At 43.1% G+C, this 23673-nt stretch carries 15 protein-coding genes and 1 other annotated feature; of the genes, 1 reads left to right on the forward strand and 14 read right to left on the reverse strand.

All coding sequences use genetic code 11. The features are described from left to right. Positions 1–31 precede the first annotated feature (31 nt). The 13 genes from J1C91_RS07115 to J1C91_RS07175 form a co-directional block, all read right to left on the reverse strand. The gene (locus J1C91_RS07115; protein WP_002910005.1) at positions 32–859 is read right to left on the reverse strand and encodes an alpha/beta fold hydrolase; all 828 of its coding nucleotides are present in this window, start codon (positions 857–859) and stop codon (positions 32–34) included. 150 nt (positions 860–1009) lie between these two features. Beyond that, on the reverse strand, positions 1010–1402 hold the full coding sequence (locus J1C91_RS07120; RefSeq protein WP_002910007.1) for a YbgA family protein: 393 nt from the start codon (positions 1400–1402) through the stop codon (positions 1010–1012). Positions 1403–1585: 183 nt separating this feature from the next. Continuing rightward, positions 1586–3991, reverse strand: coding sequence for a phenylalanine--tRNA ligase subunit beta (gene pheT / locus J1C91_RS07125; protein WP_002910010.1), 2406 nt, complete (start codon positions 3989–3991; stop codon positions 1586–1588). 244 nt (positions 3992–4235) lie between these two features. Next, complete coding sequence (locus J1C91_RS07130) at positions 4236–4745, reverse strand: GNAT family N-acetyltransferase (protein WP_125439006.1); 510 nt, start codon at positions 4743–4745, stop codon at positions 4236–4238. Between the two features lie 45 nt (positions 4746–4790). Beyond that, positions 4791–5840 carry a phenylalanine--tRNA ligase subunit alpha gene (pheS, locus tag J1C91_RS07135; protein ID WP_125439008.1) on the reverse strand — a complete coding sequence of 350 codons (1050 nt, stop codon included), beginning with the start codon at positions 5838–5840 and terminating at the stop codon, positions 4791–4793. A gap of 281 nt (positions 5841–6121) precedes the next feature. Beyond that, positions 6122–6856, reverse strand: a complete 735-nt coding sequence (locus J1C91_RS07140) for an ABC transporter permease (protein WP_032912482.1) — start codon at positions 6854–6856, stop codon at positions 6122–6124. Between the two features lie 2 nt (positions 6857–6858). Then, the gene (locus J1C91_RS07145; RefSeq protein WP_002910014.1) at positions 6859–7602 is read right to left on the reverse strand and encodes an ABC transporter ATP-binding protein; all 744 of its coding nucleotides are present in this window, start codon (positions 7600–7602) and stop codon (positions 6859–6861) included. Between the two features lie 220 nt (positions 7603–7822). Beyond that, positions 7823–8053 (reverse strand): AbrB/MazE/SpoVT family DNA-binding domain-containing protein, encoded by a 231-nt coding sequence (locus J1C91_RS07150; protein WP_002910015.1) that lies wholly within the window; start codon positions 8051–8053, stop codon positions 7823–7825. A gap of 180 nt (positions 8054–8233) precedes the next feature. Continuing rightward, complete coding sequence (gene trpX, locus J1C91_RS07155; protein ID WP_002910017.1) at positions 8234–9241, reverse strand: tryptophan ABC transporter substrate-binding protein; 1008 nt, start codon at positions 9239–9241, stop codon at positions 8234–8236. Between the two features lie 125 nt (positions 9242–9366). Further along, positions 9367–9600 (reverse strand) — a binding site (T-box leader). Positions 9601–9664: 64 nt separating this feature from the next. Continuing rightward, positions 9665–10849 (reverse strand): ABC transporter permease subunit, encoded by a 1185-nt coding sequence (locus J1C91_RS07160; protein ID WP_125346982.1) that lies wholly within the window; start codon positions 10847–10849, stop codon positions 9665–9667. Then, a complete protein-coding gene (locus J1C91_RS07165; RefSeq protein WP_125346983.1) occupies positions 10833–11717 on the reverse strand; it encodes an ABC transporter ATP-binding protein in 885 nt (294 codons plus the stop codon). Before J1C91_RS07165 ends, J1C91_RS07160 begins: the two co-directional genes overlap by 17 nt. Next, positions 11701–12450: a beta-carotene 15,15'-monooxygenase gene (locus J1C91_RS07170; RefSeq protein WP_125352776.1), complete on the reverse strand. Its 750-nt coding sequence runs from the start codon at positions 12448–12450 to the stop codon at positions 11701–11703. Before J1C91_RS07170 ends, J1C91_RS07165 begins: the two co-directional genes overlap by 17 nt. Further along, positions 12431–12991 carry an RNA polymerase sigma factor gene (locus J1C91_RS07175; RefSeq protein ID WP_009660270.1) on the reverse strand — a complete coding sequence of 187 codons (561 nt, stop codon included), beginning with the start codon at positions 12989–12991 and terminating at the stop codon, positions 12431–12433. The genes J1C91_RS07170 and J1C91_RS07175 overlap by 20 nt, the downstream gene beginning before the upstream one ends. A 158-nt stretch (positions 12992–13149) precedes the next feature. Here J1C91_RS07175 and fbpA point away from each other — a divergent pair, with 158 nt between their 5' ends. Further along, a complete protein-coding gene (gene fbpA / locus J1C91_RS07180) occupies positions 13150–14799 on the forward strand; it encodes an Rqc2 family fibronectin-binding protein FbpA (protein ID WP_125439016.1) in 1650 nt (549 codons plus the stop codon). A gap of 186 nt (positions 14800–14985) precedes the next feature. Here fbpA and J1C91_RS07185 read toward each other — a convergent pair whose 3' ends face one another. Continuing rightward, a complete protein-coding gene (locus J1C91_RS07185; protein WP_125439018.1) occupies positions 14986–23589 on the reverse strand; it encodes a CshA/CshB family fibrillar adhesin-related protein in 8604 nt (2867 codons plus the stop codon). Between the last annotated feature and the right edge of the window lie 84 nt (positions 23590–23673).

Raw genomic sequence — 23673 nt, forward strand, 5'->3', positions numbered from 1 at the left:
GCATCTGTTCAACATATTAAATCTTTTAGTATCAGGAAAGTTCAATTCGCTTGAGCCAATTTTCAACCAAGGCCGTAAAGAGAGCCTCTTGATCTATCTGTGCATTGTGGCCAGCAAGATCCATCACAGCATAGGTTGCCCTTGGATAATAGTGAGACAGCTGGGCTAACTGCTGGAAGCCCACGACTTGGTCCTGCTTTCCTGCTATAAAAAGGCTGGGCTCGTCATAGCCCTCTTCCTGTATCTCTTGATCCACTTCAAACGAAAAAGAATAGTTTTCTTGCAGTTTTTGGACAAAGGGAGCATTCATCATCTGAAGCCCTGCTAGGATTTCTTTTTCAAACCGTTGATAAGTTTCTTTAGTCTGTAAAATCGCCAAATCAACGAAATCTTCGTTTTTGCCTGCTATATCAAACTCAACCTCTCTAATTACCAGAGTATCTTTAGGCAAAATTCTTTCTTTCGGATTGGGTACAACTACTGGACAAATAAGCAGCAAACCATCAATCTCCGACTTTTTCTTAGCCAAAATTCCTCGAGCAAGATAGCCGCCATAAGACTCTCCAGCTAAGAGAAAGCTGTGTCCGCCGATTACAGTCTCTATAAAGTTCAAGAGCATCTCTAAAATCGCATCCGCACTTGCAAAAGTAGGAGCGCCATCAGACCTACCCATGCCAGGCAAATCTAAATAAATCCTTTTATAGTTAGCATGTTTCTCAAAAATAGGTTCCAAACATCCTTCCATCAATTCTGATGAACAGCCCAAACCATGAATTGCCAAAACTGGCTTTCCTTGACCAATCACTTTATAATATAATTTATTTCCCTGATAAGTAAAAAACATTTTTTCTCCAATCATACCTTAAAGACACGTTTTGCTCAAGGTGGATTCTTTATCGAAACTAGTCAAAATAATATTGTTTATGAGCCTAACAAATTATTCTTATCATCTACACCCCTCAAAGCTACTAGGCGAGCAAGCTTATTCTTCCCCCTTGATTTCAGAACTTCATGCCTCATCACCAAATAACAAAGTCGATTTTTGCAGATAAGGATTGGGATACTTGACTAGCAAGTCCCTTACAGCTCTTACCAAGTCTTTCTGCTCAGCCTGACCGGATTGGTAACGAAGCAAAAGATGCATAAAATCTTCTTTTTCAGTTGTACTGGCTTTTTTCTTAAAATAGCCCCAAACATGCTGAAAGGCATTGCAGACCTGACCGCGATTTTCGGGCAGGGCTATCGCCTGATCAATCAAGTCTTGAACATGTACCGCTTCCACCGAGTCACTTTTTAGATATTGGCGGATTTCCAGATAGATCTTACTGGAATGACTGAGAACCAGATATTTATTTCTAGCCCAAAGAGTCTGACATTGGGAGATTTGGTTTAGATTATTCATGATTACTTTTCCTACTGATTTTCAATTTCGAATACTTCTCGTTTCGTCTACATCTTTGTTGGCATCTAGCAATAAGCTTGCCATAATAGGAAGCAAAGCGAAACTGCAAATCAACTATGATTTGAATAGGTTTTCGAAGAGTATTAATCAAAATCCCCAATCACATGACTGGGGAATCGTTCATTAACGTACCTCTGCTCCGAGTTTTTCGGTCAGGGATTTTTCGATTTTTTCCATGTATTTAGACACTTCCTCGTCAGTCAGGCTGGCTTCTGGATTTTGGAAAGTCAGGCTGTAGGCCATGGATTTGAGGCCGACACCCAGCTTGTCCCCAGAGAAGATATCAAAGAGCTTAATATCTGTCAAGCGCTTAACACCAGCTGCTTGGATTGCATCAAGGACCTCTTGGTGAGTGATTTCTGCCTTGAGCAAAAGGGCCACATCACGGCTGACAGCTGGGAATTTAGTGATTTCTGTAAATGGCTGGGCTGGCTGAAGCTGCTCTTCAATAGCAGACAAGTTGAGTTCAGCCACATAAGTTTCAGGAATATCGTAAGCCTTGGCTGTCGCAGGATGGACTTGACCGACAAAGCCGACAGGCTGGCCATTGATAGAGATTAAAGCAGTCCGACCAGGATGCAAACTCTTAATCTGGCTGCTAGCCGCGTATTCAGCTGTCAAGCCCAACTTAGCAAAGAGTGCTTCCACTACACCCTTAGCATAGAAGAAATCAACTGCTACTGGCTTGGTCTGGAAGTCTTTTTCATTAACCAGACCTGTCAAAGCAAAGGCAAAGCTATTGATTTCATTTGGCAGTTCTTCCTTAGGATTGCCAGTCTGCTCAAAGATTTTTCCAATCTCATAGAGAGCTAGATTCTTATTCTTACGAGCCACATTGTAGGCTAGGGAGTCCAAAATGCCAGAAACCATGTTCTGGCGAAGAACAGAGCGCTCCACTGTCATTGGCCACATAAGCTCAGTCAAGTTGCTAGGATTGAAAGTGAACTCAACCGCCTTTTCTGGTGTCGTCAAAGCATAGGTAATGATTTCTGTCAGTCCAGCTCCCTCTGCTAAGGTCCGCACTTGACGGCGCAGTTGCTGCGTTGCAGTCAATTCACCAGCAGTCCCGTCATCTTTTGGCAGGCTAGCTGGCAACTTATCATAGCCGTAAATGCGGGCAATTTCTTCATAGAGATCCGCTTCGATTGCAATATCCCAGCGACGGTGAGGTACACTGACAGTGAACTGTTCAGCATTTCCTGACAAGCCAAATCCAAGTCTGCGGAAGACATCCACAATATCTGTATAGAGCAAGTCTGTTCCCAGCACACGGTTGACATCCGCGAGACTAGACACCACTTCTACATCACTAGTGTCTAAGCTACCAGCGGATACGATACCAGCCTGAACAGTTGCACCTGCCAAGTCCGCAATCATACTTGCTGCTGCGTCCAAAGCTTCATTGACAGTTGCTACATTGATGCCTTTTTCAAAGCGGGAAGATGATTCCGAGCGCAAGTTAAGTCTCCCGCTAGTCTTGCGGATTGATTTTCCATCAAAAACAGCCGCCTCCAGAACAACACGAGTGGACTTACCGGAAATTTCAGTCGCTGCTCCGCCCATGACACCAGCCAAAGCCACTGGCTTATCCGCCACAGTAATGACTAGGTCGCTGACTTCCAGCTCCCGCTCTTCGCCGTCAAGCGTCACCAGTTTTTCACCAGCACGCGCTTCCCGCACGACAATCTGGTCCCCCTCAAAAGTATCCAAATCAAAAGCATGCATAGGCTGACCAAAGTAGAGCAGGATGTAGTTGGTCACGTCCACTACATTGTTAATCGGACGGATTCCTTCGTTCATGAGGAGATTTTGCAGCCACTGAGGACTTGGGGCGATGGTAACATTTTCCAAGATACGAGCCGCGTAGTAAGGGGCTTTCTCTGTTTCAAGGGCTACTGAAAGGCTGTCAGCTGCCTGCTTTTCATTTTCCACCAACGGGAAATCCTTGAACTGTACTGACTTGTCATAGATGGCAGCCACTTCATGAGCCACCCCACGCATAGACAGAGCATCAGCTCGGTTTGGTGTGATGGAAAGTTCGATAATCTCATCGTCCAAGTCCAGATAAGAGAAGACTTCCTCACCTGGCACTGCTTCTTCAGGCAGGATTTGAATGCCATCCGCAAATTCCTTTGGCACGACAGAATCAGAAATGCCCAGCTCACCCAGAGAGCAGATCATACCCAGTGACTCCAAGCCCCGGATTTTCCCTTTTTTAATCTTATAATTGTCCGCAATGCGAGCACCCGGCAGAGCCACCATGACCTTGATGCCTGCGCGAACATTTGGAGCACCACAGACAATCTGACGGTTCTCCTCTTCTCCGACATTGACTTGACAAACATGCAGGTGGGTATCAGGAACATCCTCACAAGATACTACCTCACCAACAACAATTTTTGACAGGCCATCAGCTGGTGATGTCACACCTTCCACTTCAATTCCTGTCGTTGACATTTTCTCAGCCAGCTCAGCGCTCGCCACATCAATGTCTACTAACTCTTTTAACCACTTATAACTTACTAGCATATTTAAGATACCAAGGGCGCCAAAAACGACTGAAAAATAGGAGATTGGCTAAGCATTCGACGAATGATCGCAAATCTATCTTTTTTCCGAGTTTTTAGCCCGGGTTCAATTCCTTTCTCTATTCTATCGCTGAGGAACTTGACCGACCAAATTTTAGGGTTTTGTCTGAAAGCCCGATTTCAGACAAATCATCTAAATTTAAAGCTTTTAGGTCGTATCATTTCCTCTCTTTAAATTTTCTTGTTTATTTCAATTTCTTTCGCAGCAGCCAGTCGGTATCTACTGTCTCGCCAGTGATATAGTCGTGCTGGCTGAATTTTTCAAAGCCGTATTTAAAGTAAAAATCCTGAGCTCTAAAATTCTTTTCCCAGACGCCCAGCCAGCCCCATTCAAAGCCTCGTTTCTCGGCTTCTTCTAAGGCAAATTCAAACATCTCCTTGCCCAGGCCTTGACCATGATAGGCTTTTAAGACATAGATTCGCTGAACCTCAAAGGCCTGTGGCAGTTCTTGCTCCGTTTGCGCATGTCCCCAATTAAACTTGAGAAAACCAGCAATTTCGCTGTCTTTGACAACGAAATAGGTCTCTGACTCAGTGTCTTCCAGCTCCTTTTCGATGGTCGTAAGTGATAGCTCATTGTCAAAATAATGATCCATATCAGCTTCCTTGATAAAAGGACCAAAGGTTTCTTGATAGGTCGCGACCTCCAACTCCCGCAGGAGGCTCGCTTCTTCTTTTTTGACTCTGACTAGCATACTGCACTCCTTTCTCAGAAAAGCTGCATCTATGAATACAGGTTTCTACTTAAACTGCTGAGAAAAACGAATATCTCCTTGGTAGAAGCCACGAATGTCGTTGATACCGTAGCGAAGCATAGCTACCCGCTCTTGACCAAGACCAAAGGCAAATCCAGAGTATTTCTCTGCATCAATACCGCTCATTTCCAGCACGCGCGGATGCACCATACCAGCTCCCATAATCTCAATCCAGCCTGTCTTCTTACAGACATTACAGCCGGCACCGCCACACTTGAAGCAGGAAACATCCACTTCAACAGATGGTTCAGTGAACGGGAAGTAAGACGGACGCAGACGGATACTGCGATCTTCGCCGAACATCTTCTGTACAATCAGCTGCAGCGTTCCTTGCAGGTTGGCCATGGAAATATTTTCTCCAACCACCAAACCTTCAATCTGATGAAATTGGTGCGAATGGGTGGCATCATCAGTATCCCGACGGAAGACACGCCCTGGTGAGATCATCTTGAGTGGCCCTTTAGAAAAGTCATGAGCATCCATAGCTCGCGCCTGTACTGGACTGGTGTGAGTTCTGAGCAGGATCTCCTCTGTAATGTAGAAAGTGTCCTGCATATCTCGTGCTGGGTGGTCCTTAGGCAGATTCATCCGCTCAAAGTTGTAATAGTCCTTTTCCACTTCAAAGCCATCCACGACCTGATAGCCCATCCCGATGAAGATATCTTCAATTTCTTCACTAGTTTGGCTAAGAATATGACGGTTCCCAACCGGAATCTGACGGCCAGGCAAGGTCACATCCAAGGATTCCTCAGCCAGTTTCAGAGCTACTAATTGCTCTTCCATCTCTTGAGCAGTCTTTTCAAAGGCTGCTGTCAGAATATCACGCGCTTCATTGACGTGCTTCCCGATAATCGGCCGCATTTCAGCTGAAATATCCTTCATCCCTTTCAGGACTTCAGTCAGCGAACCTTTCTTACCCAAGACAGCTACACGCAAGTCCTGCAGTTCCTTTTGATTCTCCGCCTTGAGCTGCTTGAGAGAAGATAGAGTCTCTTCACGCAGGCTTTTTAGTTGTTCTTCAATCGTTTTCGTCATTTTCCCTCCAAAATAAAAAGCGCGCCAATCTCCATAAGCGGAGCGTTGACACGCGGTACCATCCGTTTTTTATCTGGCAAGCCAGACCTTACTTATCAATCCTAGAGCAAGTGAATTCGCCTAGCTTTCATCTAGAGAGCTTTCAGTCGATGGCTCCCCTCCCTGTTAAACTTCCCCTAGGTTACTGGTCTTGCGGATTGCTATTTAGTTATATTTCATTCTAACAGATTTCTAAATATTTCGCAAGCTAATCCAGCTGAATTCTAGATTGAACTAAACCTCTACCCTTTCATCCTCTTTTTGAAAATCCAGACAGAAGGGATAAAGAATAGGAAAGCATAAAGCAAAACCCAAAACAGATGAGGCAAAAGTGAACTCAAATCTTGAGCCAATGCCAACTGAACAGCCTTGGCTGCATGGGCAAATGGCAAAGCATTGCAAAATGCTTCAAAACCACCTCCTATCATCTCAATCGGAAGCACTGCTCCACTGAGAAAAACTGTGGCATTGACAAGAATAGTTCCAAAACCACTGACTGCATTACTGCTAGAGAAGGCTGAGCCTAAAAGCAAGCCCAACGAAATAAAGAGCAGAGCTACTGGAATCAAAACCAAGAGGGCGTAAAAAGTTCCCAGATTTAAGGATAAGCCAAAAATCATTGCAGTTGCAAAACTAGCTATGCCCTGTAAAAGAGCCAGAGGCAGAACTGGAATCGAATACCCTAAGATATAATCCACACTTCTAAGCGGTGTAGATAGCAGCCGCATGAGAAAAGAGCTATTGCGATCCGTGGCCATTAAACTACCAACAAAAATAGTTAGCCAGGAAGCACCAAACACCATCATACTTGGGGCAAAATTTTCAATGGAAAATATAGCTGGCATACCTTTGAGGCTCTGTTTCATAAGGGACAGGGCGATAATCAGAAAGACAGGAAAACCAATTCCCATCAGACTGCTGACATAATCACGCATGATTTCTTTGAAATTTCGCTTAGCAAAAATGAAGGCTCTCATGCTCATTCCCCTCCTTCCGTATAGGACAAAAAGGCCTCTTCAAAATCCTTCTTACCGGAAGCTTGGATAATTTCCTCGGCTGTTCCCAAGATCTGCACCACTCCCTTATCCATAATGCAAAGTCGGTCGGCCAAAGCCTCGGCTTCTTCTAGATAATGGGTGGTCAGAATCACTGTAACTTTTCCCTTTAGTTGCTCAATATTCTTCCATAACTCCCTTCTAGCCCGTACATCCAGCCCCAAGGTCGGTTCGTCCAGAAACAAAATCTTGGGCTGACTGATTAGAGCCATTGCAATACTGAGCTTGCGCTGCCAGCCACCTGACAGGGACTTGGCTCGTTCATCCTGTCTATCCATCAGGTCAAATGTCTCCATCAGATGCTCTGTCTTTTGCGCCGCTTCTTCCTTAGAGAATCCATATAAACGAGCAATCATCTCCAGATTTTCCTTGACTGTCAGCTTGGGAGCAACAGCTGTTTCCTGAGGCGAAACATTAATCATTTCCTTGACAGCATCTTCCTCCTTGCGAATGCTATAGCCTAGCATTAGGGCATCTCCTGCTGTCGGCTCAACTAGACAGGACAGCATCTTAATCGTTGTTGTCTTCCCCGCACCATTAGAGCCCAGCATGGCAAAAAATTCACCCTCTTCAATTTTTAGATTCAAACCATCAACAACCGTCTTTGAGCCGTATTGCTTGGTCAAATCCTGCATCTCAACTGCATACATAAGGACATCTCCTTTCATCAGATATGAGGAACTAAAAAACGAAATGTAATTTAAAGATATGACTTTGACATCTAAAGCTAGTCACAACTTACTCACTTAGCTAAAAACTAAGCTATTTAAACTCAATCTCGAAAGAGTTTGGTATGATTTGTATAACTTATTATACTTATTATACACCCATTCATTAGTAGTAGCAAATAAAAGCAAAAGAAAAAATCTGCGTGAGCAGATTTCTATTTTATAAATCACTTTTTGAATTTTTGTCTCCATTGAAAGTCTGATTAAATAGATCTTCATAGAGCTCGTAACGCTGGATGGCAATGCCTTGCTGGGCATCTGCAAAGAGGACCAGAGCATCTCCAGGTTGAATTTCAAACATATCTCTCACTTCTTTGGGAATAACAATCTGCCCCTTGGGACCAACCTTGACCGATCCCATATAGCGGTTTTTTTGAATATCTTCTTCCATTCTTTCTTGACTAACTCCCTTTCCGCTTCTATCTTTTCGTAAAATCTACTAGAGCAAACTGCATTTCATTTGCTCTTCTCATTCACTTGAGCCAATTCTATTATACAACTGCGAGAAAGGTTTTACAAGAAGAGACTATTGAGAAAAAGAAGCCTGTGAAACAACAGACTCCCTTTCTTTCTATTTAATCACTTGTCCTGCTTCTTTCAGAACATCTTCTGGTACAGTAATGCCAAGTTCTTTGGCATTTTTTGTATTGATAACAGATTTACCTGTATCGAAAATATCTACTGCAGTGTCAGCAGGTTTAGCACCTTTCAGGACTTTAGCTGCCATTTTACCAGTCGCAACACCTAGGTCATACTGGTCTACAACGACAGAGGCAAGGCCTCCTTCTTCAACCATGGCTGTCGCACTTGGATAAATTGGTTTCTTAGTTTCTTTATTGCTGGATACAACTGTCGCAAAAGCTGACGCAATGGTATTGTCAATTGGAATCCAGATAGCGTCAACCTTGCCAGTCATGACATTCATGGTTGAAGCAATTTCATTGGTCGAAGGAACAGAGTATTCCTCTACCTTGTAGCCTGCCTCTTCAGCCAATTTTTTGAACTCTTCCACCTGAGCTTTGGAGTTGTCTTCGCTGCTAGAGTAGAGCGCACCGATAGTTTTTACATCTGGAGTCAATTTTTTAATCAGCTCTAGTTGTTGCTTAGCTGGATTACGGTCAGAGACACCCGTGATATTGCCCCCTGGCTTGTCCAGATTTTTCACTAGGTTTGCTCCGACTGGATCTGTGATAGCTCCCATGACAATAGGCTTGTCCTTAGTAGCTGCAGCCAGTCCTTGGGCAGACGGAGTTGCAATCCCAATCAGCACATCATTGTCATTGGAAACCAGCTGTTTGCTCATAGTAGAGACCTTACTCTGATCTCCCTCAGCATTCATAAAGTCAATCTTAATCTTGTCTCCCTTATAGCCTTCCTCAGCCAAACCATCCTGAATCCCCTTGTAAATCAAATCCAGCGAAGGGTGGCTGACATACTGCAGCACGCCTACCTTGACTGTCTGACTGTCACTACTAGTCTTAGTAGTGTTGCCTTTGCTGTTCAAGCTGGAATAGACAATCCCACCGATTGCCAAAATGGCCAGAAGGCCTAAGATAGTTATTAATCGTTTATTTTTCATGTTCTTTCTCCATTTCTATGTTTTATATTTTTTCTGTTTAATCCCTAGGGACGCCATCGTTTAAACATAGGCAGTTCTCCTTGTTTTTTATAATAAGCAACAAAAAACCTCACACAGGTATTCTGTGTGAGGGCGAAAATCGCGGTGCCACCTCAATTATGGAAAATAGCTAATATTCCCATATCTCTATCTTGTCATCAAACAAGCTGCACTGTAAGGTGTGCCCACCGAATTCTTATTGTTTCAAATTCATTTTATCAATTAGCCCAACTTCGTAAAGATTTGCTGCTCATTTCCACCAACCACAAGCTCGCTAAAAACAAATTCATCTACTACTTTTCTAATTTCCTATATTTTAAGTTTTTCCTGAAAAGATGTCAAGACCTTTTTGAAAATTTTTATAAAATGTTCGGATTTGACTACTCAAGCAAATTTCCAATTTTTAGCATGAAAATAAGATATTATCTTCAATGCAAAAGCCAAACCGATTAGAAAACTAAAAACGAAGAGACTATTTATGATAAAATCTTGAAAAAAATATTCCTTATTCGAAGCAAACAGTCCTAATAGTTTTCCGACTGACTGCTGATTGATTGGAAAAAGATAAAGTAGTTTTTGAGCAACTCCTTCTCGAAAAATCTGAGCTAAAAAATAGGGCAACAAATACAGACTAATAGAAAATGACAAGACAGACAAAGGAGAGTTTAGCAGAGAGGACATCAATAATGTTACTCCCGCTGTAAAAAGAAGCCCTGTAAATTGTAAGCACAAAAACCAAAAGTAAACTTGTAGATGATTCCACTCCAATGGAAAACTGAATAACCCCAAATCTAAGTTAGTCTGAATACTAGAACTCCATCCACTAGTATCATACATACTAGAAAATACAAAATAAGTGACCATTTGAAAAACTATAAATAGTACAAAAGTCAAGAGGAAAGCCACTCCAATCTTGGCCCTTATCAGTTTATTACGGCCATATTTAGTTGTCAACAATACTTGATTCATATTTTTAGCCTTATCGTCTGAAAAAATCAAAGAACAAACTAAAATGACTAGAATAGAAACTAAAATCGAAACATTTCCCTGAACTTTATATAAATCAAGCCAAGGTGCATAATTGCCAATTTTTAGAGGTTTCCCAAACTCTTTAAAACCAAGATCCTTAATGCTACGTACTTCTATGTCTTCAATCGTCAACATTTTTCCTTTTTTCACACGTTCCATCTGCTTTTCATAAAGATGACGTGCGTCTTTGACAAAAACATCACTTATCTGTTCTGTAAAGAGATAAAATGGATGAAAGAGCCAAGGTTCTCCTTTCTCTTTCCAACTTCCATCATCAGAAAGTTCTCTCTCTTGAAATTTTTTGAGATCGTCTGCTATAATCCCTCGAATTTTATCATCTGTAAACTCCCCTCTATAACTCTGTTCAATATCTTTGGAATAGCCATGTGCAACATTGTCTCTCGCTGCAAATTGATACTGAGAATAATGATAGCCTATGAAAAAAATACCAGCAAGTAGAAATAAACTTGCAACAAAACTTCCCAAAATCGTTTTGTTCTTTAGAATTTTTTGAAATTCAAATCTAATAAGTGTCTTCATCCCGCATCTCCTCTCTAAAATAATAGAGATACAAATCTTCTAAAGTTGGGCTAACCAAGGAAGCCTTCGGGATTGGAGCTTGTTCAGAAACAATTCTCATCACGATATGTTGACCATCCTGGCGGCGATTGCTCACAAGAAAAGTCTCTTCTAATTTATTAGCCTCACATTCTGTTACTTCACATTCCCAAACCTTGTCAGATATTTCAGAAACTAATTGATTAACCGTTCCTCTATCTCGTAAACGCCCATTTTTTAAAATCAAAATTTCGTCAGCGATACTTTCGACATCTGATACAATATGGGTCGATAAAAGAATGATTTTTTCCTTTGATAAACTACTTAATAACTTTCGGAATTTAACCCGTTCTTTAGGATCTAGTCCAACTGTTGGCTCATCTAACACAAGAACTTGAGGATCGTTTAAGAGCGCTTGTGCAATTCCTAATCTCTGCTTCATTCCACCAGAAAGTTTTCTAATTTTTTTATTTTTGATAGCAGATAAGCCAAGCAAATCTAATAATTCATCGCTTGTTGTAGAAGCATTTTTTCGACTCAACCCTTTTAAAGAGGCAATATAGAGTAGAAAATTTCTAGCAGTAAAGTCAGGATAATATCGAAAATCCTGTGGTAAAAAACCTAAAACATCTCTAAAATTTTCTGCTTGATTAACTATATTTTTTCCGTTAAAGAAAACAGCTCCCTGAGTAGGCTTCATGAGACCACAAATAATCCGAAAAAGCGTCGTCTTTCCTGATCCATTCGAACCTAAAAGTCCGTAAAGTCCTGGTTTTAATGAAATGGAAACATAATCTAATACCAACTTGTTTCCATATTCTTTTTTAATGTTTTTAAGACTGAGTTCCATTCCACATTCCTCCTGCTGTCAATTTTTTTAATTGTTTAAAGAACAAAAGTACGAGAATCAAAAGAGATATTAAATAAGTTAGGAACCAATAAATAACAGCCATACGATAAGGATTGAATAGATTCAAAGCTACAAATAGAATTAAAAGAGCCATACCCAAAACGAACCATGCACTACGATGATTGCCAGAATTTCTCCAACAAGAGAGAGAATAAAACAAAACAATACAAACAATATTATAGGGGACTAACAAATACAGTAACATACTAAAAAAAGAAAATCCAAAGAGTAAGTTTGTTAATATAGAAAAGCTCAGAACAATCAAAAAATCAATAAAGCCAAAAATAAAGAGTTTCACTAATACATGCTGGCGTAAATCGTACTTGAAAGTTTGCTCTAATTCCCACATTCCAGATGTAAAACTTTTAAATAATTCCTCCATAAAGAAAAGTAGAGAGATTATTAGCAATCCTGTTAAATTTTTTATTAGAGTATAAACGAGACCGAGCGGATTGTTTAATATAACTAATAAGCTGATTCCCAATACTGCGAACTGAATCAACCAAGTTTTTAAACTAATAAACCGAATAGTAAAAAGAGCCAATTCCAGATAAGAAATCATCTTTTTCTGACTTTTCAGATGAGCAACACCGAGTAAAAGAACCTCTTTTTTTCTAGATTCATCAACTTCTAATTGATAATTTTTTAAACGTTCAATAACTTTTTTCGTCATAAGCAAATGCCTCTTTATCTAAGAACTTTGACAGTTTTACAAGCCCTTGATGAATTCGGGACTGAGCAGTTGGAACACCTACACCTGTAATCTTTGCAATATCCTTAACCTTTAAATCATGGTAATATCTCAAAATAATAGCCTCTCTTTGAGAATTTGACAACTGATTTAAGGCGTGTTGAATTACCTTATTTTCTTCGTTAACTACTAAATTTGTCATACCATCGCTTTCGTGAGAAGATAAAACACTTTCGTTGAATTCAACTTTTTCTATTTCTTTCTTTTTATAATGGTTATTACAATGATGAACAGCAATTGTGAATAGATAATTATGAAATTTCCCTGTAAAACGATAGTTTTTGATATTTTCTATCACTTTAAGAAAAATATCTTGCGTCAAATCTGCTGCTAACTGGACATTACCATAACATCTGCGTACACAGTAAAAATAGATAGAGTGATAATACTTCTCAATCACCCTTTCCCACGCATTTTGGTCTCCATTTTTTATCTTTTGAATTAAAATATAATCTTCAAACATTCTAGCTCCATCTATATTTAAATTCCTTCTCACTACTATATTAACAATTTTTATATAAAAATCATTTAATTTTTTAAAAATTTTTTGTCAAAAAATTTAGAAGCTTTTAGCTTGGTTTTTTGTTATAATTTTCTTTAGCAAGTTTCAAGGAGAAAAACATGTCTTTCGACGGATTTTTTTTACACCACATGACAGAGGAGCTCCGCCGCGAATTGCTGGGCGGCCGCATTCAGAAAATTAATCAGCCCTTTGAACAGGAGCTAGTTTTACAGATTCGCAGCAACCGTAAAAGCCACAAGCTGCTCCTGTCAGCCCACTCGGTCTTTGGGCGCGTCCAGCTGACAGATACCACGTTTGAAAATCCAGCTGTTCCCAATACCTTTATCATGGTCATGCGCAAATACCTGCAGGGCGCCGTCATTGAAGCAATCCAGCAAGTGGAGAATGACCGGATTTTGGAAATCAGTGTTTCGAATAAGAATGAAATCGGCGACAGCGTGGCTGTGACTTTGGTCATCGAAATCATGGGCAAGCACAGCAATATCATTCTCTTGGACAAGGCTAGCGGTAAGATTATTGAAGCCATCAAACATGTCGGATTTTCACAAAATAGCTATCGAACGATCCTGCCAGGCTCAACCTATGTCGCACCGCCTCAGACAGGCAGCCTCAATCCTTTCACTGTGGGTGATGAAAAGCTCTTTGAAATCCTGCATACTGAAGACATAGAGCCCAAACGCCTGCAGCAGATTTTTCAGGGATTGGGTCGGGATACAGCTACTGAACTCAGTGGCCGTCTGGCAGCTGACAAGCTCAAAACTTTCCGTGCATTTTTTTCCAGTCCGACCCAGCCTAGCCTGACCGAAAAATCCTTCTCTGCTCTGCTATTTTCCGACAGCAAGACCCAAATGTCCACGCTATCCGAGCTTTTGGACACTTTCTATAAGGACAAAGCAGAGCGCGATCGGGTCAACCAGCAGGCCAGCGAACTCATTCGCCGAGTAGAAAATGAGTTGGAAAAGAACCGGAAAAAGCTGGGCAAGCAAGAGGAAGAGCTCCTAGCAACGGAGAATGCAGAAGAATTCCGCCAAAAAGGGGAGCTCTTAACTACCTTTCTCCATCAGGTACCTAACGATCAGGACCAGGTTGAGTTGGATAATTACTATACAGGTGAGAAGATTATTATCTCGCTTGACAAGGCCCTGACTCCCAACCAAAATGCCCAGCGCTATTTCAAACGTTACCAGAAGCTCAAGGAAGCCGTCAAACACCTGACCAGCTTGATTGAGGAGACACGGACTACGATTCTCTACCTAGAGAGCGTGGAAATAGCTCTTGCTCAGGCCAGCCTGACTGAAATTGCAGAAATACGAGAGGAACTAATCCAGACTGGATTTATCCGCCGACGCCAGAGAGAGAAAATCCAAAAAAGGCAGAAACCGGAGAAATATTTGGCAACAGATGGCCAAACCATTATCCTGGTTGGACGTAACAATCTACAAAATGATGTGCTGACGTTTAAGATGGCCAAGAAGGACGAGCTTTGGTTTCACGCCAAGGATATTCCAGGCAGTCATGTGGTCATCACAGGCAATCTTCAGCCCAGCGATGAAGTCAAGACTGACGCTGCCGAGCTAGCGGCCTACTTCTCCAAGGCCAGACTCTCTAATCTGGTCCAAGTAGATATGATTGAGACTAGAAAACTCAACAAACCAACCGGTGGTAAGCCAGGGTTTGTCACCTATACGGGCCAGAAAACCCTGCGCGTCACACCAGACGAAGAGAAAATTAAAAGCATGAAAATGTAGAATTACCCTTTTTAACTATGAAACAGACTTAGGAGCAGGACAGTCATTAGCTAGCTGAAGCTTTCTATTATCTCCATCACTTTCAAGAATTTTTTGATAACAAAACAGGTAGAACATAAGTTCTACCTGTTTTTGCGCTCTCCCGAAATTCTTCTAGTTCGTTAACGGAATTTCTTCAAGCCTATGTTAGTCTTCAGACTTTTTCTTTCTCTTCTCTAAACCAATCAGTCCTAAACCTGATACTCCCGCAAGTAAGCTTGCTGCTAAATATGAGGTTTCTTCCGTACCTGTCTTAGGAAGGGCTTTTCCACTCTCACTCTTGGAAAGAGAAGGTGGTGCAGGCTGTACTGGAACAGGAAGCTCTGTCACAGTAGGAACGTAGGATGCAGTAATGGTGTTACCATTACGATCCTTACGAATTACAACTACTCCTTTTGCCTGACCTACAAAATTGGATTCAGGAACAAATGTTACAGTACCATCAGATGAAATAGTGTAGGTTCCTTCTCCAGGAACAACTCTTTCAGTGGAACCGTCTTCAAATGTTGGAGCTACTGATAAGTCAATATCTCCATCAAAAATCGGCTTACCAGTCTGCGGCTGTCCTTTTAGACCTGTGCTGCTGGTATCTTCTGTAGCAGTACTTCCCAAAACAGTTGGGGTATAGGTTGCCGTCACGGCATTGCCATAAATATCTGAACGCTTCACGACAACTCCGCGAGCAGTTCCGACAAAGTCGGCTTCCGGTACAAAGGTTACTGCTCCTAGCATAGTGAACCGATAAGTTCCTTCTCCTGGGACAACCATTTCGGTGCTGCCGTCCGCAAAGGTCGGTGCCACTGCCTGGTCAATCGCCCCTTCAAAAGTTGGCGTGCCCGTTTGAGCTTGGCCCTTGCGGCCACTGGATACACTGTCCTGACTAGTTGATGGTTCAACTACGGTAGGAATATAGCGAGCTGTCACTGAGGTGCCATTCTTATCACGACGGACAAGGGTCACACCGCTTCCCTGACCAAGGAAATCAGCTTCTGGAGTGAAGGTGACTGTCCCATCTGACGTGATGGTATAAGTCCCCTCACCCGGAATAGTCTTTTCCTTGCTTCCGTCTTCGAAGATTGGTGCAATCGTCTCATCAATTGGAACCAATGGATTACCTGACTCAAATACAGGTGTGCCAGTTTGAACATGCCCCTTGATATTTGTAGAGGTCGCATCTTTACCAGTTGGAGTTACCTTGACAAACTCTGGACTGTAGGTAGCCGTCACTGGCGTACCGTTCTTATCCACTCGCTTCACAGTGATAGGATCCGGTTTCCCTACAAACTGCTTGTCTGGCGTGAAAGTTACTGCACCATCTAGTGCAATGGTATAGGTTCCCTGACCTGGAATCACTTTTTCCTTATTGCCATCAGCGAAAGTAGGCTCCACTGTATCATCAATTGGAACCAGTGGATCACCGCCCGCAAAAGTTGGGGTACCGGTTTGCGGAACACCCTGAGGACCGGTGCTAGTCGCTGTGGTGCCGGTTGGAGTTACCTTAGTAAACTCTGGGCTATATGTTGCAGTTACTGGCGTACCATTCTTATCTACTCGTTTTACAGTAATTGGATCAGGTTTACCTACAAATTGCTTGTCTGGCGTGAAGGTCACTGCGCCATCTGGAGCAATGGTGTAAGTTCCTTGACCTGGAATCTTCTTCTCCTTGTTGTCATCTTCGAAGGTTGGCTCCACTGTGTCATCGATTGGAACTAGTGGATCACCACCCGCAAAAATTGGGGTGCCAGTTTGCGCAACACCTTGAGGGCCAGTGCTGGTTGCGTTGGTACCTGTAGGAATCACTTCTTTCACTACTGCTTGATATTTGACGGTGATTGGAGTACCGTTGGCATCCACACGAGTCAATTCAAGTTCTGGCGTTTCACCCTTGAATTGTTTGTCTGGAGTGAAGATCACCTTGCCGTCTGCATTCACTTTGAACTTACCAACATTCGGTACTTCTTTAACTGCGGAACCATTATCAAACAGTGGAGTTGAAGCAGCTGGGAATGGAACAGAGTCATGGCCTGGGGTAAAGCTTACTTGCCCTTCTTGAACTTGGCCTTGCAAGCCTTCTGTCTTAGTGCCAGTACCAGTTGGAGTTACTTTCGTAAATTCTGGGCTGTAGGTAGCCGTTACTGGAGTGCCATTCTTGTCCACACGTTTCACTGTCACTGGTTCTGGTGTACCAACATATTGTTTTTCAGGTGTGAAAGTCACTACGCCATCTGGTGCAATGGTGTAAGTTCCTTGACCTGGAATCTTTTTCTCCTTACTTCCATCTGCGAAGGTAGGCTCTACTGCGTCATCGATTGGAACAAGTGGGTCGCCTCCTACGAATGTCGGTGTGCCAGTTTGCGCAACACCTTGAGGACCAGTGCTAGTCGCATTAGTGCCAGTAGGAATCAATTCTTTCACTACCGCTTGGTACTTAACTGTAACAGGGGTGCCATTGGCATCAGTGCGAGTCAATTCAAGTTCTGGCGTTTCACCCTTGAATTGTTTGTCTGGAGTGAAGATCACCTTGCCGTCTGCATTCACTTCGAACTTACCGACATTCGGTACTTCTTTGACAGAAGATCCATTGTCAAATAACGGAGTCGAATCTGCTGGGAATGGAACAGAGTCATGGCCTGGAGTGAAGGTGACTTGACCTTCTTGGACTTGACCTTGCAAGCCTTCTGACTTAGTGCCAGTACCAGTTGGCGTAACCTTAGTAAACTCTGGGCTGTAAGTTGCCATTACTGGAGTTCCGTTCTTATCTACACGTTTCACAGTGACTGGATCTGGTCTGCCTACAAACTGCTTGTCTGGAGTAAAGGTCACTGAGCCATCTGGAGTAATGGTGTAAGTTCCTTGACCTGGAATCACTTTTTCCTTGTTGCCGTCTGCGAAGGTTGCCCCTATGGTTTCATCAATTGGAACTAGTGGATCACCACCCGCAAACGTTGGAGTACCGGTTTGTGGAACACCTTGAGGACCAGTGCTAGTCGCATTGGTGCCAGTTGGAATCACTTCTTTCACTACTGCTTGATATTTGACGGTGATAGGAGTACCGTTGGCATCCACACGAGTTAATTCGAGTTCCGGTGTTTCACCCTTGAATTGTTTGTCTGGAGTAAAGGTCACCTTACCATCTGCATCCACTTCGAACTTACCAACATTCGGTACTTCTTTAACTGCGGAACCATTATCAAACAGTGGAGTTGAAGCAGCTGGGAATGGAACAGAGTCATGGCCTGGGGTAAAGCTTACTTGCCCTTCTTGAACTTGGCCTTGCAAGCCTTCTGTCTTAGTGCCAGTACCAGTTGGAGTTACTTTCGTAAATTCTGGACTGTAAGTCGCAGTCACTTCCGTGCCATTCTCATCTACTCGCTTCACTGTGATTGGATCTGGCTTCCCTACAAATTGCTTGTCTGGCGTGAAAGTCACTGCACCATCTGGAGCAATCGTGTAGGTTCCTTGACCTGGAATCTTTTTCTCCTTACTTCCATCTTCGAAAGTTGGCTCTACTGATTCATCAATTGGAACTAGTGTATCGCCACCTGTGAAGGTTGGGGTGCCAGTTTGAGGGACACCTTGAGGACCTGTGCTAGTCGCATTGGTGCTGGTTGGTATCACCTTGGTAACGGTCGGTGTATAAGTCGCAGTTATTTCTGTACCGTTAGCATCGACTCGTTTAACCGTAACAGGTGTCGCCTTGCCAGTAAATTGCTTAACTGGTTGGAAGGTAATAGAACCATCTGAATTAATGGTATAAGTTCCTTGATTAGCCACTACCAAAGTGTCAGTCCCATTTTCAAAGGTCATTGGCTTGGTCATATCGATTGGAACAGCTTGGTCACCTGGACTGAAAGTTGGCTTGCCACTTTGCGGTTGACCTTGGATACCAGTTGATTCAGCATTGGTACTAGTGGGCGTTACCCGTGTTACCGTTGGCGTATAGGTGGCAGTAACTTCCGTGCCGTTCTTATCTACACGTTTAACAGTAACTGAAGCTGGGGTCCCCACATACTGTTTGTCTGGGGTAAAGGTGATAGTACCATCTGAGTTGATGGTATATTCTCCTACTCCTTGAACTGTCTTCTTAGGTTGACCATCTTCAAAGGTCATTGGAGAATCCATATCAATCGGAACAAGTGGATCACCACCTTGGAAGCTTGGACTACCTGTTTGCGGAACCCCCTGAGGACCTGTGCTAGTCGCGTCAGTTCCTCTTGGAACCACTTCTTTCACAACTGCTTGGTACTTGACGGTTACTGGAGTGCCATTAGCATCGGTGCGAGTCAATTCAAGTTCTGGTGTTTCCCCCTTAAACTGCTTGAGTGGGGTAAAGGTAACCTTACCATCAGAGTCCACTTCAAACTTACCGACATTCTGTACTTCTTTCACTGTTGAATGGTTATCAAACAATGGAGTCGAACCAACAGGGAATGGAACAGAGTCGTGCCCTGGTGTGAAGGTCACTTTACCTTCTTGAACTTGACCTTGCAGGCCTTCTGTCTTGTTTCCAACACCAGTTGGCTTTACAGCTGTCACTGTTGCTTGATATTTTGCCTTAGCAAGGGTACCGTTGACATCTGCACGACTGACTTCAATTTCAGGTGTTTTACCTACAAATGTCTTAACCGGGGTAAAGGTAATATTGCCATCAATATCCACTTCAAACTTACCAACATTTTCAATTTCTTTCACATTGGTACCCGTGTCAAAAACTGGGGTATTGTCTGCTGAAAAACCTACTTCTGGTCTTCCAGCTTCAAAAGTAATTTTACCATTCTGAACCAATCCTTGTGGACCTTCAGTCTGATCGCCAGTTGCGTTTGGAATAACTTCTTCAACAGTAGGAGTGTAAGTGGCCGTTACTTCTGTTCCGTTTGTGTCAACTCGTTTAACCTTGACTGGGGTCGCCTTGCCAGTAAATTTCTTCTCTGGCTTAAAAGTAATGGAACCATCTGAATTAATAGTATAAGTTCCTTGATCAGCTACTACCAATGTGTCGGTACCATTTTCAAAGGTCATGGCTTTGTTCATGTCGATTGGAACTGCTTGGTCACCTGGGGTGAAAGTAGGCTTGCCGCTTTGTGGTTGACCTTGCAGGCCTGTTGACTCAGCATTGGTGCTGGTTGGTGTGACACGCGTCACGGTTGGTATGTAAGTAGCCGTTACTTCTGTTCCATTTGTGTCTACGCGTTTAACTGTTACTGGAGATGGGGTCCCCACATATTGCTTGTCTGGCGTGAAAGTAATCGTACCATCTGACTCAATGACATAAGTCCCGACCTTGTCTACCTTCTTGGTTGTTTGATTATCTTCAAAGGTCATTGGTTGGGCCATATCAATCGGCACAGCTTTGTCGCCTGGGGTGAAGATCGGCTTGCCACTTTGTTGTTGTCCTTGCAAGCCGCTTGAAACGGCATTGGTACTTCTTGGCGTCACTTCCGTCACGGTTGGCGTATAGGTTGCTCTTATTTCGGTGCCATTTTCGTCAACTCGTTTGACCGTCACCGAGGCTGGGGTTCCAACATATTTCTTATCTGGAGTAAAGGTAATAGATCCATCTGAATTGATGGTGTATTCCCCTACGCCCACAACAATCTTCTTAGGTTGACCATCGTCAAAGGTCATTTGCTTGGTCATATCGATTGGGACCGCTGGATCGCCCTCCTTGAAGACTGGCGTTCCTGTTTGTGGAACACCTTGAGGACCTGATGAAGTAGCAGGTGTGCTGGTTGGTGTGACCTTGGTCACGTTCGGTGTATAGGTTGCAGTCACTTCTGTGCCGTTGGCATCGACACGTTTGACTGTAACCGGTGTTGCCTTGCCAGTGAATTGCTTAAGCGGCTTGAAGGTAATGGTATCATCTGAATTGATAGTATAAGTTCCTTCATTAGCTACTTCCATGGTGTCCGTCCCATTTTCAAAAGTCATGGCTTTGCTCATGTCAATTGGGATTTGTTGGTCACCTGGGGTGAAGGTCGGCTTACCACTTTGTGCTTGACCTTGGAGGCCAGTTGATTCAACATTGGTGCTTCTTGGTGTTACTTGGGTCACATTAGGTTGGTAGCGTACTCGGTGTGCTTTACCATCGGCATCACTGACTTGAACTACCACTGGGTCTGGCGTACCATAAAAAGTTTTGATAGGTTTGAAGGTCACTTGGCCGGTATTTGGATCTAATTCATAGGTCCCGACTTGCTGGCCATTGGACATGGCTGGCACCGTGTTGCCTGCTACTGTCTGACCGTTAGCATCCACAAAGCTGGCAGGATGAGTAGCGTCTGGCATGACAGGGGTCGTATTCGCATCATCATCGTTAAAGACTAGCGTTTTGTTTTGTTCCAGTCCCTGAAGACCACTTGATTCGTAGTTTGGAATCTTACGAACTGTCGGTACATAACGGCCATCCATTGTAGTCAATTGATCATTTTTATTAGGGTCAGAAGCATCCGTTGAAGTCCATCCAGTTGATGTACCATTGCTGTCAGTCCAACGGATGTTAATTCCATCAGCAATTCCAGAAAATTCCGCATTTGGTGTGAAGACTACTTGAACATCATTGCCATTGACGGTCAAGCGATAGGTCCCTTCTGGACGAATATAGTTGCCATCAACAGGCGTCAGAGCATTGCCTTGTTTATCCAGAACCTGAGGCGCTTGGGTACTCATAACTGCATTGACACTGTCGTCTGAACGATCCGTTCCTTTAGGTGTGAAGTGAAGGACAGCAGTTTGAGTCTCACCTGTAAAGCCGTCCGTAGTCTGCTTTTCACCTTTAGGAGGATAAATGCGGTGTAAGAGCATATCTTCTACTTCACCACTAAAGGCAATACCGGTTGGTTGTTCAATATCACCTTTATTAGTCGCAATTCGGAAACGCATACCCAATTTGTCTACTTGACCGCCAGTAATATTTGGGTTGGCATTGAAGGTCAAGGTATAGTCACCAGCAGCTGTAATCTCTTGTAGGTTGCTACCTTCGCTTTCATTGAAGACTCCATCATTGTTGAAGTCTATCCATGCCTTGACATAGGATTTAGCATTACCATTTGGGTTAGCTTTGATTTTAATCGTATAAGTTCCATTTTTTGCTTTGTCTAAATCAAGCAAATCATTAGAAGCGCTTAATTGATCGTCCGCTAGTAATTGGCTGGCCCCCTCGTCCTTGTGTTCCTTTTTATCATCCAGAACCCAATTATTAGCTGTATCAACATCAATATCAGCTGGCGTTGTTCCCAAATAAGGTTGCTTAATAGGAGCATCAGTCACCGAATCACGACCTGAAATGGTATGGAAGGCTTCGCCATAAGTCGCTGGTGCATCACTGCCATCTACCACTAAGAATCCCATCATCATAGCCTGTTGCCCAGATGATGCTACATAGAAACCTACTTCAGATGCCCCACGCGTCATCACCACAGGAACCGTCCGTTCGTTAGAGCGGTTTGGCCCAAAGACCTGAGTCCCCAAGCCACCTGTCACTGTATCCGGACTGAGGTACTTATACCAGTCTACGCTTGTATCTCTTAAAATTAAGAGACCTCTTCTCTTTACATTTTCATCATCCAACATTTGCTTGGTAATAACGGTGTAGGCTTCTTTGGCAGTACTCTTATTCTTCCATTCACCGAGATATTCCCATCCTTCTCCGTTAGTAGTGAAGATAGCAAATTCACCTGGGTTGGCATCTTCACCATCGGCCATAACCACCGTAGGGGCCACGCGCTTACCGAGATAGGTTGCCTCAATATTGAATTTCACTCCCCAGTTGGTAGAGTTCTCTGGATAGACAAGCTGCGTCTTTCGTCCTTGCGTATTAAAACCTTGATCACGGATAGAAGTCCATTGGTTCTGAATAGCTCCTGTCACCGAAGGAGGGGTTTGACCATACTTTGCTGCAGACTTTAAGTATCCATTCTGAGCATTTGGGTCATAAGTATTTGCTGTCGGTGTTCCTTCAACCCGTTTTCTATAAGTTTCAGTCGAGTTAAAAGGTTTAAGCTCAGTGACCGTCAGGGTTACTTCATAGCCAGGTGAAATTTCCTTCTTGAAGGTCGTTCCTACTTGGAGTCCGCCTCGTGAATCCAATCCTTTCCAACTTGCAGTATCCGAAAAATCAAGCCAAGTAATTTGTTTGGCTAATTGGGTACTATCTTTCTTGACAGATTCCTCCAAGCTTGGTTTAGGTACTCGTGGCGTAGAGGTAGCATCATCTGCCCCAGCTGGTCCAGTACCTATCGGAACTCCTGTTGTTACGCTGTTCTGTTGTCCAGTAGGTGTAGCATCCCGTCTCACACGACGAGAGCGATTAGGCTGAGCTAGATCTGCGGTTGCTTCTGACTTTTCAGCCACGACAGCCGCGTTAGATGTTTCTGGGTGAACAGTGATTGGTTGAGTATTCTCAACTGATTTAGTTGCTGTAGATTCAGTAGATCCTTCAACTTTCTCAGGCTCTGAGCTTCTGGGACTAGGATTATCATCTGATTGAGGAATCTCAGTAGCAAAAGCAAGTGCTGAACTTCCTTTTGCTTGTAAATGTTCAGAAGCAAAAGTTTCAACAGAATTCACTGATGATTCGGCTATTCCTGTTTGCGAAACTTCGTTTTGGGCACCAGAATCACTAGCTTCATCAGCACTAACTTGTGCCGCTGCTCCCAAAAGAAGCAGGGTTGACAAGAGCACAGAACAAACACCGACGTTTAGTTTTCGAATCGAAAACTTACGCAGGTGAGGATTAAATAAATCTTTTCCCATAATAATCTCCTAAATAATCATCTAGTTACAATAGTTTTATTATACAACATTCCATTTTAGTTAGCTATATATATAACTATAATT

Origin of the sequence: Streptococcus sanguinis, assembly GCF_050222175.1 — a bacterium.
Lineage (GTDB): Bacteria > Bacillota > Bacilli > Lactobacillales > Streptococcaceae > Streptococcus > Streptococcus sanguinis_M.